Origin of the sequence: Brevibacillus reuszeri, assembly GCF_002897295.1 — a bacterium.
Taxonomy (GTDB): Bacteria; Bacillota; Bacilli; order Brevibacillales; family Brevibacillaceae; genus Brevibacillus; species Brevibacillus reuszeri_A.
Genome location: NZ_BEXF01000005.1, coordinates 343,473 through 360,724, shown reverse-complemented (window position 1 = coordinate 360,724; position 17,252 = coordinate 343,473). Strand labels below are relative to the sequence as shown.

The 17,252-nt window shown below is 50.9% G+C and carries 13 protein-coding genes and 1 pseudogene; 2 read left to right on the top strand and 12 right to left on the bottom strand.

Going from position 1 to position 17,252, the window contains the following annotated elements; translation table 11 throughout:
- Window positions 1-513: 513 nt before the first annotated feature.
- Window positions 514-1,044, top strand: a complete 531-nt coding sequence (locus C3B52_RS11365) for a cysteine hydrolase family protein (protein ID WP_103106181.1) — start codon at window positions 514-516, stop codon at window positions 1,042-1,044.
- Between the two features lie 168 nt (window positions 1,045-1,212).
- On the top strand, window positions 1,213-1,404 hold the full coding sequence (locus C3B52_RS11360) for a hypothetical protein (protein ID WP_235615673.1): 192 nt from the start codon (window positions 1,213-1,215) through the stop codon (window positions 1,402-1,404).
- Between the two features lie 180 nt (window positions 1,405-1,584).
- Here C3B52_RS11360 and C3B52_RS11355 read toward each other — a convergent pair whose 3' ends face one another.
- The 12 genes and pseudogenes from C3B52_RS11355 to C3B52_RS11300 form a co-directional block, all read right to left on the bottom strand.
- Window positions 1,585-2,337, bottom strand: coding sequence for a DUF4241 domain-containing protein (locus C3B52_RS11355; protein WP_103106179.1), 753 nt, complete (start codon window positions 2,335-2,337; stop codon window positions 1,585-1,587).
- 115 nt (window positions 2,338-2,452) lie between these two features.
- Window positions 2,453-3,052, bottom strand: coding sequence for a DUF6630 family protein (locus C3B52_RS11350; RefSeq protein ID WP_103106178.1), 600 nt, complete (start codon window positions 3,050-3,052; stop codon window positions 2,453-2,455).
- A gap of 255 nt (window positions 3,053-3,307) precedes the next feature.
- A complete protein-coding gene (locus tag C3B52_RS11345; RefSeq protein ID WP_103106177.1) occupies window positions 3,308-5,326 on the bottom strand; it encodes an alpha/beta hydrolase family protein in 2,019 nt (672 codons plus the stop codon).
- 165 nt (window positions 5,327-5,491) lie between these two features.
- The gene (locus tag C3B52_RS11340) at window positions 5,492-7,789 is read right to left on the bottom strand and encodes a S9 family peptidase (RefSeq protein ID WP_103106176.1); all 2,298 of its coding nucleotides are present in this window, start codon (window positions 7,787-7,789) and stop codon (window positions 5,492-5,494) included.
- 41 nt (window positions 7,790-7,830) lie between these two features.
- Window positions 7,831-8,799, bottom strand: coding sequence for an ABC transporter ATP-binding protein (locus tag C3B52_RS11335; protein ID WP_103106175.1), 969 nt, complete (start codon window positions 8,797-8,799; stop codon window positions 7,831-7,833).
- Window positions 8,786-9,784 carry an ABC transporter ATP-binding protein gene (locus C3B52_RS11330; protein WP_103106174.1) on the bottom strand — a complete coding sequence of 333 codons (999 nt, stop codon included), beginning with the start codon at window positions 9,782-9,784 and terminating at the stop codon, window positions 8,786-8,788. Before C3B52_RS11330 ends, C3B52_RS11335 begins: the two co-directional genes overlap by 14 nt.
- Window positions 9,785-9,796: 12 nt before the next feature.
- Complete coding sequence (locus C3B52_RS11325) at window positions 9,797-10,678, bottom strand: ABC transporter permease (RefSeq protein ID WP_201264871.1); 882 nt, start codon at window positions 10,676-10,678, stop codon at window positions 9,797-9,799.
- Window positions 10,679-10,742: 64 nt separating this feature from the next.
- A pseudogene (locus tag C3B52_RS11320) lies at window positions 10,743-11,668 on the bottom strand (ABC transporter permease).
- Window positions 11,662-12,792, bottom strand: coding sequence for an alpha/beta hydrolase family protein (locus tag C3B52_RS11315; protein WP_103106173.1), 1,131 nt, complete (start codon window positions 12,790-12,792; stop codon window positions 11,662-11,664). The pseudogene C3B52_RS11320 and the gene C3B52_RS11315 overlap by 7 nt, the downstream one beginning before the upstream one ends.
- Window positions 12,789-14,288 carry an ABC transporter substrate-binding protein gene (locus tag C3B52_RS11310; RefSeq protein ID WP_103106172.1) on the bottom strand — a complete coding sequence of 500 codons (1,500 nt, stop codon included), beginning with the start codon at window positions 14,286-14,288 and terminating at the stop codon, window positions 12,789-12,791. Before C3B52_RS11310 ends, C3B52_RS11315 begins: the two co-directional genes overlap by 4 nt.
- A gap of 90 nt (window positions 14,289-14,378) precedes the next feature.
- Window positions 14,379-14,972 carry a TetR/AcrR family transcriptional regulator gene (locus C3B52_RS11305; RefSeq protein WP_164684752.1) on the bottom strand — a complete coding sequence of 198 codons (594 nt, stop codon included), beginning with the start codon at window positions 14,970-14,972 and terminating at the stop codon, window positions 14,379-14,381.
- A gap of 310 nt (window positions 14,973-15,282) precedes the next feature.
- Entirely contained in the window at window positions 15,283-17,163 is a 1,881-nt protein-coding gene (locus tag C3B52_RS11300; RefSeq protein WP_164684751.1) for a serine hydrolase domain-containing protein, read from the bottom strand.
- Window positions 17,164-17,252 lie beyond the last annotated feature (89 nt).

Sequence of the window (17,252 nt, the reverse complement as noted above, 5' to 3'; positions counted from 1 at the left end):
TAATTTCCGCGGGATAGCTTACTCTCGTTGCCACAGAAAAACACCTCCAAGTTGTCCCCATATCTTACGACATGGTCGCATTCTCTTGAAGGTGTTTTGATTTGTCTCACGTTATGGGGTCAGTTCCAAGGCCACACCCTGTCCAAAACCTTCTCTTCTCTCGACGAAATGGTGAGAGACTCAAATTTAATTATCAAAGGGCGCGTACCTGAAGAGTTTCGCGTACAATCAATGGGTAAAATCGTATTTTATGTATATGTCATTCAGGTAGAAAAGCTATATAGAAATCAGACTGCTCAGGAAATTGCGGAAGGGAAAACGCTCGAAATCCATCGTCTCGTGGGCGTTTAATGCCCTTCCTTCCATCATTGAAGCCGAGCTACTAGAAGTGATTCATACAAGTGGGTTTGCAAAATGGTAGAAAATTCAATAAAATTTATGAATTCATTTGTTCGCCCCTTCTTTTCCGTCTATACTGTTCTTGTGGGTACATAAATGGGAAGGGGCTTTTTCATGAGTAAAAATACTGCGCTACTCATCGTTGATGTTCAAGAGTACCTTATCGAGCATGCGTTTCAAGGTCATGCATTAGCTGATCGCATTGAAAAATTAATAAGCCGAGCCCGTGATTTACAAATCCCAGTCCTCTACGTTCAGCATTGTGAAACCGAGGGTGAGTTTGCAATCGGAACCCCGACCTGGGAAATCTATCATACCATTTCCCCTCTAGAACATGAGCCAGTGATTCGCAAATTTGCATGTGATTCCTTTTTGGATACCACTCTGCAAGATGTGCTTGCGTCAAGAGAAATCAAACAGCTTGTCATAGCTGGCTTGCAAACTGAATACTGTATTGATACTACGAGCAGACGAGCCGTTTCACTTGGATACGATGTCACACTCGTAGAAGATTGCCATTCCACTTTAGATAGTCCTGTGTTGAAAGCGGAACAAATCATTGCTCACCATAATCAGGTACTGAATGGATTTGGTACAGAAAATAACGGTATTGCCGTAAAGAGTTCTGACACGTTTTTCTTCTGATTGATCTGGTACCCTTGTCACGCGAGCGCGAGAGGGTACTTTTTTCATCGCTTTATCCCACTTACAAATGTCCAGCTCCCCCTCCTGATCCATGTTTTTATGTCCCGCGCTCTAATGCTACAATGTGGAAAAGGGGCTGGTTTCGTGGAAAAATCGTTTTACTATAGAGTGCTTAACAGAGACGTACATTACTTGAAGGAATCATTGGACATATTGTCCATCCCATATTGGATCGAAACAGCTTCTGATAGCCTGCCGTTGAGGGATAATGAGGTTGCATTTGTCTTTCCAGATGTGCATGTCCGTGTGTATAACTTCATCCAAAAATTATTTAATGGTCATGGGATGCGCTACCCCTAACCTATGGCACAAAATACCTCTACGAAAGTGAGGTGGTCTCATGCTATCAGAAACTCTGTTAAAGATATATGTTGGAGAAATTACCTAGCATGCTTCGCTTTGCCATTGAAAAAGCAAAAAAGCCTTGCCAAAAACAAGACTTTTTTGCTTCAGCATTCATTCCAACGTTAGATCTTCAGGTTAATCTTCTTCGTCCTCTTCATTGTAAGCTAATTCAATGTCAATAAACTGAACGACGATTTGGCAAATCTCGCCCGCTTCGTCATAGCCCCAGTAAACCGGGTAAGCCCCGTCGCCAAAACCGCTTTGAAAGATCGGTAAATGGTATTTTGTACCTGGTATCTGCCAGTTCAACCAATCACCGCCACTACGTTGATATTCTGGATGCTGCCGGAAGCTTTCAGCAAACAAAGCAGCAAAATAATCATCATAAAGATTGGCACCGGGATGCTCTTTATACCATTGGTCCACAAAGTCGCAAAATGCCTGATGGAGCCGCTTGTCGCAAATACTCCCCAGACCAGCATCGACGTTAAAGCCAAAGAACTCCTCGTCACCTAAACTTGATATGTCTTCATGGCCGATAAGTGCCTCTTCGAATCTCACTGCAGGCACATCAGCAAATTTCAGGCGAACAGCGGCATATCGGGCACAGTCACCATCCTCGTCTGGCTTCACGACACTGACTTCCGTGCGATAGCTGCCAGCCGGTGCTGTTTGGAAGTAAGGCTGTTCCTCTCTATTTGCCAAATAACATAACGGATCACGTACGAGTATCTGGCCAGTAGGAACCGAGCAAGGGCCGATATCCATCACGGCTAGCTGCTTGCCTGCAATTTCAGTGGAAGTAAAATAATTATTTAAATCTACAGGACATTTCAGTTTCTCCCGCTTCTGTTCCCATTGGGACAACCATTCATTTGTTGGCGCCATTGATGCTTCCCCCCAAAATACGTTTTTTCACGTAGGTATCGCCTGATAAGTGATACAATCGGTTCTATTCAGTAAAATACTTTCAAGCCTTCCCATTTTTCGAGTTCCTTACCTTCTAGCTAAAACGACTATGAAACCTGTATCCGCTTGTTGCTGCCAGCCGCTCTATTTCTCCACACTCGTCTTCCTTTACAACGATCAGTACGTAGCTGTCACTATTAATGTCCAAGTGACCTAATACAATGCCATGAGGACGCAACCATTTATGTAGCTCTCCCAATAAGTCAAAGGTGTAACTGTCGTGACTGATTGCCTGCTCTAATCGCCGACCTGCTGCTGGGAGCAACCATCCTCTACAATCCAGTAGAGAGCCCACGGCGAAAAGAATGGTCTCGGCGTCCTGCTTCCAATCGATTTCCCACACAAGCCCTAGTTGGTCCAAGGCATCTACGAGTGCAATCCAGGCCAAGTCCGGTATCGGCGCTTCGATTCCGCGGTTGTCCAACCGCTCCCCCCATTGCTCCACATACAACTCAGGATGATCCAATGCCAGTACGACTTCACCTACGACATTTTCACTGCCAAGCGACAGTTTCTCACTCAATGCAAGTAGAGCTGCTCGCTTGGTTATCGGCGACACCTGCTGATCCTGTACCTCGATGTCTGGCGTATTATCCGATTTCCGTGATTTGCCCCACCAGCGGAACCAGCACACTTCCTCTTCCTCCTTGGTGCAAATAATGGGATACTTCCTGATTGCCTGATCCTATTGTCCTACCATATTCTTCAAATTTCAAGTTACTAAAAGACTATGAAATCAAAATACCATATATTGTCACACGGCAGAAACACAAAAAAGCTCTCAGGAATGATTCATCCCAAGAGCTTTATTTCGTATATGGTGCCAGTGAAGGGGCTTGAACCCCCATGTTTTCCCACACGATTTTGAGTCGCGTCGGCTACACAGAAGCTAGTGTTCCAGAATGCTTTGCTCCCCACCCTCCCTCAGATAGCGGTTCATCCACTGCAGTATCTCGGCCATGCGCCGCTGCCGGTTGGCCGGCTTGCCCGAGCGGGACAGCTCGTGGTTCTCACCGTGGAAGACGCACATGCGGGCCTCGACTCCATGAAGGCGCAGCGCGGTGTACATCTGGTAGCCCTCCGGAATCCAGCAACGATAATCTTCGTCTGAGTGGATGAACAGCGTGGGGGTCTTCACCTTGTCCGCATATCTCAGCGGGGAGTGCTCCCACAGCTTTTTGGGATTCTTCCACGCGTCCGCCTGCATCTGATCCGTGCCAAAGTAATAGCCGATGTCGCTGATGTAAGTGAAGCTAAACCAATTGGAGATGGAGCGCTGGGAGCAGGCGCAGCGGAAGCGGTTGGTGTGGCCGATGATCCAGTTGGTCATGAAGCCGCCGTAGGAACCACCGGTCACGCCGAGGCGCGCGCTGTCGATGGCGGGATAGGCTAGCAGCATCTCGTCAAGGAACTGCATCAGATTTTGATAGTCGATTTCACCGTATTTTCCCCGAATGTCGGCAAAGGCGTCGCCCCTGCCATCGCTGCCCCGGGGATTGCAGTAGAGGACGACGTAGCCCTGCGCCGCCCACACCTGCATCTCGTGGAAATACACATCCCCAAATGCCGTCTTGGGTCCACCATGGATGTGCAGGATCGCGGGATATCGCTTAATCGGGCTGTAATCCCGCGGTAGAAGGGCCCAGCCGTCGAAGATGAACCCCTCCTGGTCCGTGATGGTGTGGTGTACTGGCTGCGCGTGCCACATGTCCTCATGCGCTGCCTTATTGTAGTCGGAGAGACGCTCCGGCACGCCATCCGCTAGTGCATAGAGCTCCTGCAGGCGCTGCCCGATCAGGGAAATGCAGCGGATCGCGTCGCCACTGATGTCGAAGCAGTCAATGCTGCCTGCCTCGTCATACACCGCCTCGACAGCTCCGCTGTCGAGGTGCATGCGGTAAAGGCCACACACATATCCCCGCAGGGAGGTAAAGTACAGGTGCCCGCCCTGGCCCTTCAGGATTGTTCCACCGCCCAGGCGGCAATCGCTGTTCACCGGCAAGCCGATGGTGGCGTCATGCCCCACCAGCAGGCAGATAAAGCCGCTTGCCCGGTCAACACGATAGAAGCCGCCGTTTTCCTTGAGTCCATAGGCTGTTCCCTCGGCACCGCAGAACAGAAGCTCGCCATCCGCGTATGTCACGCCCCTGATGTGGAAGCGCCCAACGGAAAGCCGCGTGGTGGTCCCCGATGCGCGGTCGTACTCCCACAGCGTGGCCTTCTCAGAGTAGATGCCGTCCATTTCCCGGCCCGCGCCGGCGATGTACCGCCCGCATGGCGAAAGGGCATGCAGCTCCACCTCCTGGTGTGGAGCGCTGACCATTGTAAGAGTATTCGCGGCCTCGTCGTACAGGTAGAGGCAGCGGCGTATACCATTTGTAAATCCTCGGCCATTGGACCAGAAGGGAACCTCGTCGATGATCTGGTAATCGCGGTCTTTGCGCAGCGCGGCGAGCCGCGCCTCCTTTTCGTTTAACTCCAGCCCATCCATTGCCGGGTGGTTCCTGTTATATTCCCCCAGCACCAGCCAGATGCCCTTTTCTACCGAGCGGATGTCCATGATGCTCAGCCCCAGTTCGAAGGCGGATACCGCCTCGCCGCCATGGATGCAAAGGCGGTAGAAGCGGGTGAACACCTCGCCCCGGTCCTTCCGGGCGCGGTCCTTCTCGCAGCGTTCGGCGGCAAAGAGTAGAGTATCCGCATCCTCCCAGGCAAAGAGCTTCTGCCTGCCGGTGTCCGCCAGCCGCAGCAGCTTGCCGTCGGTGCTGCACAGCCACAGCTCATGCCGGTAACCGTTGTCATCGTCGGCCTGTGACACAACATGGGCTGACTGCCCGCCCACAGGGGAAAACTTCAGCTGGGAGAGGAACCGGTACTGTATGATATCGTCAATGCTTGGACTCTTCATAAGGGCGTCGCCCTCCTTGTATAATAAAGTCACATCAATAGAGATCGTCGTTCATCCCCTTGTTGCAGGTGGCGTTATCGCAGCAATCACAGCGGTGGTATTCCCCGATGGGGAAAGTGTGGTATACCGAAGCATACCATCCATTTTATCCGCTCCTTTTCAAACTCAGTTGCCCTCTTGTTCCATCGAAAAATTTCTTGGCGGCTCTTTCCCCAATAAATGACGAACAAAATAATCCCACCTGCGCCGCGTGACATAGGGATACTGATCGAGGAAGTGGCTACCGTTGGGATAGAGCAGCATGTCAAAATCCTTATTTTCATGGATCAGGGCTGCTGCCAGCTGAATGGTTGCCGAAGGATGCACATTGTCGTCCATATCGCCATGGATCAGCAGCAACCGCCCCTCCAAACTACTGGCAAAGTGGCGGTTTGCCTGGTTGTAATACGCCACTTCCGAATAGGGACCTAACCAGCGGTCACCCCAATGCGTATGGTACTTTGCCTGATCGTGGTCGCCACAGAGGGATACCCCCACTTTAAAAAAATCAGGGAATTGTAGCATTGCACGCACTGTGGCGTAGCCGCCCCCCGAGCTGCCCCATATACCGACTCTGTCGATGTCGACCCAACTATATTGCTCCGCAAGCTGGCGTAGAGCGCACACATGATCCTCAATGCCGCAGCATTCCTCTGGCTTACCATAGGCCATATCGTGTATCGCCTTTGTGCGAAGCGGGGTTGCCAGGCCGTCGACAATTATGCCAATAAACCCAAGTTGGGCTAAGCTTTGCAGGCCTCCCATGGGATCCATATCCAAAACCTCGTGGAACTGAAACGCCTTGGGCGTATTAATGCGTTGGCTTCCGCCGTAAATATAGTCCACAACAGGATACTTTTTATTGGGATCAAAGCCGAAGGGCTTGACAATGATACCGTAGATAGGCGTGACCCCATCCCGGGCCAATACCCGGAACGGTTCGGGCTCTATATACCCTTTTTCCACAATGCGGCTGACATCCGCTTCGGCAACCTTTGTGATGGGCGTACCATCTGGCCGACACACAAAAGTTTCAGGCACAGCTTGAACGGTGGAATAGGTGTCGATAAAATAGTCACCGTCGGGGCTGAACCGAGGAATGTGTTCGGCGGTTTGCTCGCTGATTCTTGTTAATTGTCCACTATCGAGATTTACCGCGTATAAAAGCTGATAATAGGGGTCGATACCGGACTCCCGGCCGGAGGCGGTAAAATAAAGCGTCCTGGTATTCTTATTGTAGTGCCTCATTCGCCGGGCGGTATAAGGTCCTGGGGTCAGGTCGCTCTTTATCCTGCCGTTTACGGCGTCAATAAGAAATAGGGAGGCGTATTCGTCCCTCTCAAGCAGCCAGATCAGCTCTTCGCTTTCCGGCAGGTAAAGAAGCCCTGGATCGTTGAATACCTCCTGTGAAGAAAATCCAAAGTATTCTGTAAACCCGAAGGTTTCATAAACCTGTTCAGCGGCTATGCGCGCGGTACAGGCTTCCATGTCAATCAGGACAGCCTGCGCTTTTTTAAAGTAACGGTCATAGCGTACAAGGTACGCTGTCTTGCCATCTGCCGTCCACTTCAGCTGGTCGTTTTTGGCGTCGAACATCGCCTGCGAAAAAAGAGTCAGGGGCTGTCCATCCAGCAAAACAGGACGGAAACGTTTGCTCTGCACATCTACCAGATAAACATGCGCCGTCAGGATTTCCGAGTCCGGCGGCATGGAGTAAGGATAGCTGACTTCGACCGGAGCGGGGGTTTTGCTCAATGGATCCGATTGTACCAGATGCATCCGACTGATCCTGCGGGTATCCGTTCGGTAGGTCAGAAAACGCTTGGAATCCGGCGACCACTTCAAACCAAGGGGCAAAATCCTCGGCTCTTTGCTGATCAGCTTCTCGCTAATCATTTGGTACCGGCGTGCGTAGGGCTGCAAGTCGCTGCCGCCGGTGGTCAGTTGCGTGGTTTTCCCCGAACCATTGTCCCTGCAAAAGATGTTGCCCTCGTTTGTGTAGACTGAATACCTAAAATCGGGAGAGGTTGCTTCATTTTGATCATAGAGCGGATATTCCAGCTTTTTGACAATGCCGCCTTTCAGCTCATAGCAAAACTCACCCTCCTCCCCGTTTATGGAGAAGTACATGGTTTTCCCGTCAACCCCATGGATATTCACGGGCAACTCCAAGGGCTTCGCATTCTCATGCCAGACACCGAGTGCCTCAGCAAATGCCTCATGGTCGAATAGCCTGTACAGAGCCATATCCTCATGTACATAACGCATGTATTCCGTCCCTATTCCTTCGCAGGACGACACATCTTTGGCAAACCAGAAATCCTGGCTCCCCTTGATCCAATGCTCCGTTACGCGCTCGTTCAGAACGTGTTTCTTTCTGTTGGCGGAGTATATTCTTGCCGCTCGCTTATATGCTTCAAGCACTCACCCACCTCCTGATCCAAAATACTGCCAAAAGCTTCATATTATACACCCCCGTGTAACACGCATGACACATAATGCTCCCCTCCCATATCGCGCAGCGGGATATCCTTGCCGGTACACTCAGCTTTAACATAAGGACACCTTGAGGCAAACCGGCAGCCGGGCTTCGGATTAATCGGGCTTGTCAGCTCTCCCTTAATAATCTCCGTTGGTATTTCCCTAGCCTTTGCTGATGCGATGGGTATGGCGGAAATAAGAGCTTTTGTATAAGGGTGTAGCGGGTGTTCAAACAGTTCCCTTGAGGGGGCGCGCTCAATGCACTGACCGAGATACATAACAGCAATTTCTGTTGATATATGGCGTACAACGCTCAGGTTATGAGTGATAAACAAATAGGTTAAGCTCAGACTCTCCTGCAAATCCATCAGGAGATTGAGCACCTGCGCCTGGATCGACACATCCAATGCGCTCACCGGCTCGTCGCATACGATAAATTTGGGGTGTACCGCCAGTGCGCGAGCAATGCCGACGCGCTGGCGTCTTCCGCCGTCCAGCTCGTGGGGATAGCTATTTTCGAACCGCCGGGACAGCCCAACGGTTTCCATAAGCTCCAGGACGCGGGCCTCCCTTTGCTTCCTGTCCCGGATGATCCCGTTCACCAGCAGAGGCTCGGCAATGGTTTTCTTGATTGAATGGCGCGGATTGATGGAGCTGTAGGGATCCTGAAAAATAATCTGCATCTCTTTGCGCAGCGCCTTGAATTTGCGGGCGTCGCAGTTGGTGATATCTTGTCCCTCAAAAAGGATCTGGCCGCCTGTCGCGGGCGCAAGCCCTAGGATCGTACGGCCGAGCGTTGTCTTGCCGCAGCCCGATTCACCCACGATACCCAAGGTACTCCCCGCCTTTATCCGCAGGTCAACTGAGTCCACGGCATGGAGCTTGCCGTGTTCCACATTGAAATACTTTTGCAGTCCAATTGTCTCTAGCAAAATCGGATTAGTATTCCCCATGATATCCCTCCTCCGATGCAAATATATGGCATTTTACAGCATGAGTTCCATTGATATAAGCGACCGGTAATACGGTTTTGCATATATCCATGGAATGCGGGCATCGCGGATGGAACTTGCAGCCAGCGGGCAGGTCTGTCGGGTCAGGCAACATCCCCTCAATTGGCCTCAGCCGTCTTACATTTCCGTATATATCCGGGATACTGCCAAACAGCCCATCTGTATAGGGATGATGGCGTTCTCCGACAAAAAAGTCTTCAAAGGTGCCATATTCTACAATCTCCCCGCTATAGATCACCGCGACCTTATCGCAGGTTTTCGCGACTATGCCGAGGTCGTGGGTGATCATCAACATGCTCATATCCAACCGTTGCTTGAGCTCTTCCATCATCGCCAGCACTTGGGCCTGAATCGTGACGTCAAGCGCGGTGGTGGGCTCGTCGGCGATCAGCAGCTCGGGGGAGCAGGCAAGCGCCATTGCAATCACGACGCGTTGCTTCATTCCACCACTGAACTGGTGGGGATATTCTTTTTTCCTTTCAGGCGGAATACCAACCAGCCCCAGTATTTCATCGATGCGCTCCCCAAGCGCCTTGGAATCCAGCTTATCGACATTGTGCAGGAAAAGGGCTTCCTCTATTTGCCGTCCGATTGGAATGACGGGATTCAGCGCAGTCATGGGATCCTGGAATATCATAGATACCCTTCCCCCCCTGATCGCCTGCATCTCCGCTTCGCCCAGCTCCAGCACCGGAACGCCGTCGAAGGTGACGGAGCCGTTCAGTATTTTACCCGTACGTTCCGGAAGCAGCCGCAATATGGACAGTGCGATGGTGGTCTTGCCAGCGCCGGTCTCTCCAACGAGTCCCAGCGTTTCCTTGCGGCCAAGGCTCAGGCTGATGCCGTTGACCGCTTGCACCGTACTTTTGCCGCTCGTATAGACGACCTCGAGATCCTTGATTTCCAACAGGTTGTTACTCTCCAAAGTCCACACCCCCTATTCCTTCATCCGGGGATCAAGCGCCTCGCTTAGGCCATCCCCTAACAGGTTGAAACTGACTGCTGTGAGCACAATGGCCAATCCCGGAAAAATGACAATATGTGGGTCGGTGCGCATATACTTGAGCGCGTTGCTCAGCATGGCGCCCCATTCGGGGTCCGGCGGCTGTATTCCCATCCCGATGAAGCTCAGTCCGGCAGCGGCCATGATCAGCCCCGCCACGTTCATGGAGGCGTTCACAATAATCAGCCCGATGGCGTTGGGTAGAGCATGCACAAAAATTGTGCGCGCATTTGAGACACCTATGGCCCGCGCTGCTTCAATATAGTCCTGCCCCACAACGGCGAGCACGATGGAGCGCACAATCCTGGCAAAGCTGGGGATGGACGAAATAGTGATTGCGATGATCAGGTTGCGGAATCCTACTCCGAGCACGGCGACAAGGCTGAGTGATAGCAAAATGCCCGGAATACAGATGATGGCATCCAGAATGAAGGTGATGACCGCATCCACTTTTCCGCCGAAAAACGCAGACACTGCCCCTAGGATAGAGCCGAAAACCACTGAGAGAATGGTGCAGATAATTCCGAAGGCAAGGCTGTATCTGGCGCCGTAGAGGACGCGCACCAGAATATCGCGACCCATATCATCCGTCCCGAAGGGGTGCATGAAGCTTGGGCTGAGCAGCCGCTTGGCGGGATTGGTTTCGATTACGGTGCTGTAGCTGACGGCAAACTCCGTTATGATCGCGGCAACGATGATGACAGCGATTACAATGAGTCCAAACATCGCAGACTTGTTGCGCCTAAGCCGGTGCCACATGTCTGCGGTGGGTGAAATCGGCTTTCCTAATGAAGGCTGATTCATAGCAGTGATCATTCCTTTCCTCTTTCAAGAATCTAGTCTCCTTGCCCATGCTAGGCCAAAGGTCATTCATCTAGCATCAACCCAAGCGATTTTTCAGTCTCGGATCCACCACGACCTGAATGATATCCACGGCAAGCATTATCAGCTTATACAACACTGCCAGAAAAATGGTGATGGCCATAATGACCGGTGTATCCTTCATCTGCACGGCTTTGATGATGATATTGCCAATGCCCGGAAGGCCGTAGATTATCTCGATAATCAGCGCTCCCCCAAGCAACCAGGCAAATGTCATCCCCAGCATGGTGATAATCGGCATCAGTGCGGGTTTGAGGGCATGGCGCGTAATCACACGCAGCTTTCCTGCCCCTTGGCCTTGGCTGTGCGAATATAGTCCTGCCGCATCGTCTCCAGCATGGATGTTCGGATCAGCCGGGCCAGAAAAGCCGCGTTTGGCAGTGCAAGGGTGATGACCGGCAGCACATAATGCAAGGGGGAACCAGCTCCCATCGAGGGAAGTATGCCGAGCCCCAATGAAAAAATCAGGATGAGCACAAGTGCCAGGAAAAAGCCCGGCACGGAAGCCAGTAGCAGCGCTGTGACGGTCAGGCTGTAGTCGAGAGCGCTGTATTGTTTGACTGCCGATACAATTCCCAGGGGGATACCGATGATGGACATAGCAACAACCGCTAGCAGCGCAAGGGTGAGCGTCGTCGGGAACTTCGCAAGTATTTCCTCAAAGACTGGCCGCCCGCTGCGGTAGGAATCACCAAAATCAAGCCTTGACACGTCCAGTAAGTATGTTCCAAAACGTTCCAGCATCGGCTTGTCCATTCCAAGCTCGTGATTCAACTCTGCGACAGCTTTCGCATCGGCGTCCCTCCCCAGGATAACGCGCCCGGGATTTCCGGGAACAACGTTTAGAATGAAAAAGATGATAAAAATAACGACGATCAAGGTCGGTATAATGTGCAGAATTCTTCCCACCGTGTATCTCAGCATGACTGTTCTCCTCCTCCTCTCCACCCCGGTTTCAGCTGAAACTCCACGTCAACGTCATCCGGTGCTTGAATCTCGATCTTTTCTCCCAATAGATATTTCTTAAAAAACGAAAGGTGGAGGTCGCAGAGGATGGCCCGTACCTGCTCCGGATCCTTTTCCCCAACATCCGGATATACTTTTCCGGCAAGCTTCCCGATGATCCCCCGGTCGGTAAATCCGATATGTCCGACGTTGCTGATACTGATCCGATAGGCGTCGGCGGAGTTTCGCCAGTACATATCCCGAAGTATCCGACCTCCGTCGGTTCCGCTGAACGTCATAAAGGGTTTGCCGATATCTTTGCCAAAGCTACTGCCCAGCTGTGCGCCGTCTATATTGATGCCACAGGCAAACAAATCATAAGCGGCGCAGCAGTTCGCCGCCGTGGCGCCTCCGAAGGAATGCCCCCCCAGCCCAATGCCTTTGGTGAAATCCACCCCGCGGTATAGGAAGCTGGTGGGATCGGCATTCAGGGTGTCGAGGTATTCCGCCGCCTTCAGTGTATGTCTCTCCCATATATCTGCGCTGTCGTTGAGGTTGCCGTTGTGAATGGCGTAAAATTTAGCCGCAAGTTCGGCTAGTTCGTTTTCAAAATCTGTCCCTTCCTGTACACGGGCCACTTCATTCAGAAGCTTTTCCGCCATGTCGAGCATTTGGGGCTCATATACGTAATCGATATACTTCTGTTCCTTCGGGATGTATGTACCGTCAGGCAGCATCACTGACGCTTCTCCGGTATGCCCGATGGACGCCACCACATAACCAAAGCTTGCCAGATCGGTGCACAGCAGCGTATTGCTCATCTCATACGTTAGGTAACCGTGGCTGAATATCAGCAGAGGAAACGGGCCATCCCCTGATAGCGCCGCGTCCTTGACGCATCTGGTATTCACCCGATCGAGTCCCATGGGCTCTAGTACCTGTGGGAACGCGTAAGCAGCCGGTGCACCTGCGCCATCTACAGCCGGATAGTAAATGGTCAACGAGATCGGCGTCGAAATATTCTCAATTGAAAAGGGATACGATGTGTGCCTCAGACCCACCGGGTAATTCCCGGCTGGTCTGGGCAGCTCGATGCGCTTCACGGTTGCGCTCCCGTTTTCAGCTTGATATCACCAAAGTACAGGCATAGGCTTCCGGCGCCTGCCTTACTGCTATAGTCAAAATCCGAGTTAATGATATAGGCGAAGGGTGTATCGAAAAGGTTACTAACATCAGCGCGCTCATAAAGGATTTCAAGTGCCTTTTCAATTAACTCTTTGCGTTTCGCCTCGTCCGTTTCGGTCTGCATCTGTTTGATTAAAGCATCATAATTCGCATTTTTATCCATACGCTCGCCGTAATTGGCCCCTGTGCTACTCATGGATATCAACAAGGATTCCAGGGTGCCGGAGAACGAGCCGTACGGCACAATCGTCAACTCCAGTTCACCTTTCTCGAGCTTGTCAAACCAAGCGTTGCCGTCCAACTGTTCAATCTTTGCATCGATACCGATCTTCTTCAGGTCGCTTTGGACGGATTCGGCCAGAGCGGTCTCCTGCCAAATTGTTATGGTAATGGGACTCCCGTCATAGTGGGACTTGCTCAGGTAATCCTTCGCCAGCTTCTCGTCGTATAGCGGACCATAGGATTTGTCCGCAAATTCTCCCATAAGGCGTTTAGCGAACAGGTTCACGGCGGGATCACCGATATTCTCATTGGCGAGGGCGACGGCGTTTACGCGATTCACTCCGTGAAAAATCGCTTTGCGAAGATTGTGATCCTGTGCCAGCCTGTTGCTGAGGGGAAGGAGCGTGTTGGCGGACCATGAATTTTTCTCCAGAACCACCTTAGCCTTGTCGTTGCTGTCGAATACCGACAGCTGGCTGATAGGCGCGCCCATGAACATATCGGCCTCGCCGGTTTGGATCGCGATGACGGCAGTGGAAGGGTCAACAGGCGGTTTAACAATAATGTTCTCCACCTCAGCTTTGCCGAGGTGATAACCGTCGAAGGCTTTAAGCGTGATCATCCCGTCATTATCCTTCGAGACAAACTTGTAAGGCCCACTGCCCACAGGTGCTTTCTCAAAGGCCGCGGGATCCTTTTCATAGGCTGCCTTGGGAATGATAAAGATGTTTTCGATGCCGAACGTGAACAGGTTGACGTATGGCGCCGTTTTGTAAAGGGTAACGGTATGATCGTCATTTTTCTCATAGGAAGCGATGCGGGATTTGAAGCCGTGGGAATAAGTGCCCTTAAAAAACAAATCCAATGAGAATATGACGTCGTTAGCCGTCACTGGGGTACCGTCATGGAATTTCGCATTTGGGTCCAGGTAGAAAACGGTTTTTTCTCCGGAATCGTCCCAGCGTTTCGCCAGCATTGGGGCAATATTGCCGTCGGTATCCATTTTTACAAGTCCGTCATAGATCGCATGCATCACATTGGGCTCGCAAAGACCGATATCCAGTGGAACCAGCGAATCACTTGGCGCAAAAGCAATGTAAGTCAGGGTATCTCTGCTGACGCTTGGCTTGCTGCACGCGCCCAGACCTGTCACAAGTGCAATAAATAGCAGGATTGCCAGTAATCTTTTCATAAATATGCCCTCCACATTAGCTTATTTTAGAACGGCTTCCATCGAAGCAAATTGGCACGGCTAAACCAAACTTCCAGGATGGCGTGTTTGTCATTCAGCGGAATCAGGCTTCATAATGCCGTACCTGAAAAAGGATTGATAGAAATTTCGCGCGATTTCGGAACAGAGCTCCACATCCTCCAGTGAATTGAGACCCATCTCCTTGAAATAGAGCTGCAGGTTGTACATGGTTGTGCCGTACATATAGGCGATCAAATCCGGGTCAATATCTTCCCGCAGCATTCCCCCATACTTCAGCTTGAGAAGTTCCTTTAAAAAGACACTTTTTGTCGCATCCTTGTATTTGCCGAAATAGAGCTTTAGGAGCGTGCTTTCAGGTGCGTTGCGTATCGTATGAATCAGCCGACGGTCCGCTAGGGATCTTTCGCCTTTCTCTTCTTTTGGATTGCGGATGAAGTCTTCTGACAGTTCGTCATAGTCGCCGTACCAGTTCAGAAACGTGATAAACAGATCTTCTTTGTCTTTGAAATAACGATAGAATGTTGCAGCAGGCAATGAAAGCTTATCGGTGAGTATCTCCATCGAGATTTCATCGAACGAATACTCGCTGAACAAATCCTTTGCCAATAAAAAGATTGCTTCTTTTTTTTCATCCGAAAGTAGTTCGAAATTTTTCTTAGGCATTTTTTCATGACTCCATTCTAAAATGATAATTTTAATATCTATAGATTGTGAATTTATCATATTGTAGAATAATTATGAAAATTAATCAACAAATATCAGGTCGACTTATAATCGTCCTTTTTGCATTCGGGGCGAGCTTTTCATAAAAATCGAATAAAAAAAGCAACAACAATGAATCGTTTTCCAATGGCAGGCGGACAGTGGTCTCTGAAGAAACCACGATGCGAACCATATTCAACGATCGATTGTTGTTGCTTCTTGACAGAATTGACAGCTCCGATTTCGAAGCGCCGGATTCAACTTCTTCTCCTTATTCTAGCTTGACGGAAATGTCCAACGGTTCAACACCCGCAAACACGATATATCCGTCACAGGTAAGGGGCATATCCTGATGAAAAAGCTCATCATAATGGATGCTCAAATCATTTTTCAGCATCATGACACGCACAGACCAGGATTTGGCGATCTGGAGTTTTTTCCCCGCTGCAATTTTGTAGACCAGATTACTGCATGGCTTGTCAGATACAATGCGTCCATTCTTCAGAAATACAAGGGTATCCGAATCCACATACTCAAACCCGCCGCTGTAAATCAGCTCCCTGCCATCCCTTTCAAATGCAAAAGGCGCGAAGGTGTTGTGGGAGCCAGGGTATCCGGGAGCATCCAAAATGTGTCCTGTCTCATTGTCATTTCGGGTTATGACCGGTACGGTATAGTAAGGGCTGCAATGAAACAGCAGAATGCCGCTCCCTTCGAATTGCTCGATGATCAGTCCTCCTGCAGGCTGGTAATCGCCAGGATGCATGTTGCATGCCAGATATGTTTTCCCCGTTCTGTTCCTCCACTTCTCATGGAGGCTGGGAGTCTCTTCCAAATCAACTTTCTGCCCAATCACCATGGTCTCTGAGGCCGTCTCGATCAGTAGGTAGCGCCTGCCCCCCTGCTCCCGGAAGCGCAGCACCCCGTCGTCACATACACACCCATCACCAAAGCACGCCGCTTTTTCCACATAGGGCATCCACCCGGAACTGCGACCATACTGTTCGACCGTGATGAAATCCCCGCCCATAGCCACCCGATAGATGGCGCTTGCCGTCATATAAACGCCTTGAAACCTCTTCAGGTGGACTTCGTTCGAAGAAACCGTAGTCGGCTTCAGCGGCGGAATCCGGCGTACCGTTCGATTTTGCCGATTCTCAATATACTGAGCGCATAATTCACAGAGAATGTCCAGGGGATCCAGCTGTGTATCTGACGTGATGGAAATCGCTGCTGAGAATCCATATTCCTTGCTTACCAGAAGATAAGCGGCATATTGAAAAGTCCCGCCTCTCTTGCCCAGTGCGCCGGGCCCAAAATCAAACTCCTTATGTAAAAAATTCACCGTGTCCCAGCCCAGTCCCTGATCCTCCGCAAGGAGCATACCCTGCGGCCTTACAATCTCCCGGATGCTCTCATCCGCCAGGATACCACAGGCATCCAAGAACAGGTGACCCACTCTGGCGCAGTCGAGAAGGTTGGTTACGATTCCCCCGGATCCTATCGCCGTAACATATTCCGCGGGGCAGTTCTTAATATGGATCGCTTGTTTCAATCCGTTAGCAGGGTTCCCGTCGCCTGTGGAGCCTGCTCCCGCCGGGGTGGTTATATATTCCCTGATAAAATCCATGTATTCTCTGCCCGAAACTGCCGCAACCGCCATCTCCGCCAAGCTAAACCCATCATTGCAATAGGTGGAAAAGGCTCCGGGGTCTGCCTTGAGGGAGGCTTTAGAAAAATAGTCATATCTCTCGTCATAGCAATTGGAAAAAAGCCACTGGGCGGTAATATCATTTCTGGCGCAAGACCCCGGCAAGCCCGACGAGTGATTTAGGCACATCCGCAGTGTGATGCTGCGATGCCGGAGATCCCGCATGGTGAAACGAGGCAAATATTCCACAACTGGAGTATCCAGAGCCAGCTTCCCCTGTTCCACAAGCTTCAGTACCGCCAAGGCGCAATACACCTTGGAAACAGAGGCGACCCCAAATCGATCGTTTATGGTGACAGGCGCATTGTCATCGGGGTTTCTTCCAACCGCCGCTGCGGCAGCACGGTTTCCGCCTATAATCGCTACACTGGCAGCGGTTCCACTGGCAGACACTTTTTCCTGTAAATAGCGTTGCATGTGCAAAGAAAACTCTTTCTCCATACGAAATCCAACTCCCATACAATCCCTCTTTCACATAAGTATATTGATGTCTTAATATCTACGTCGAACGTTTCTGCTGCTTACTTGTA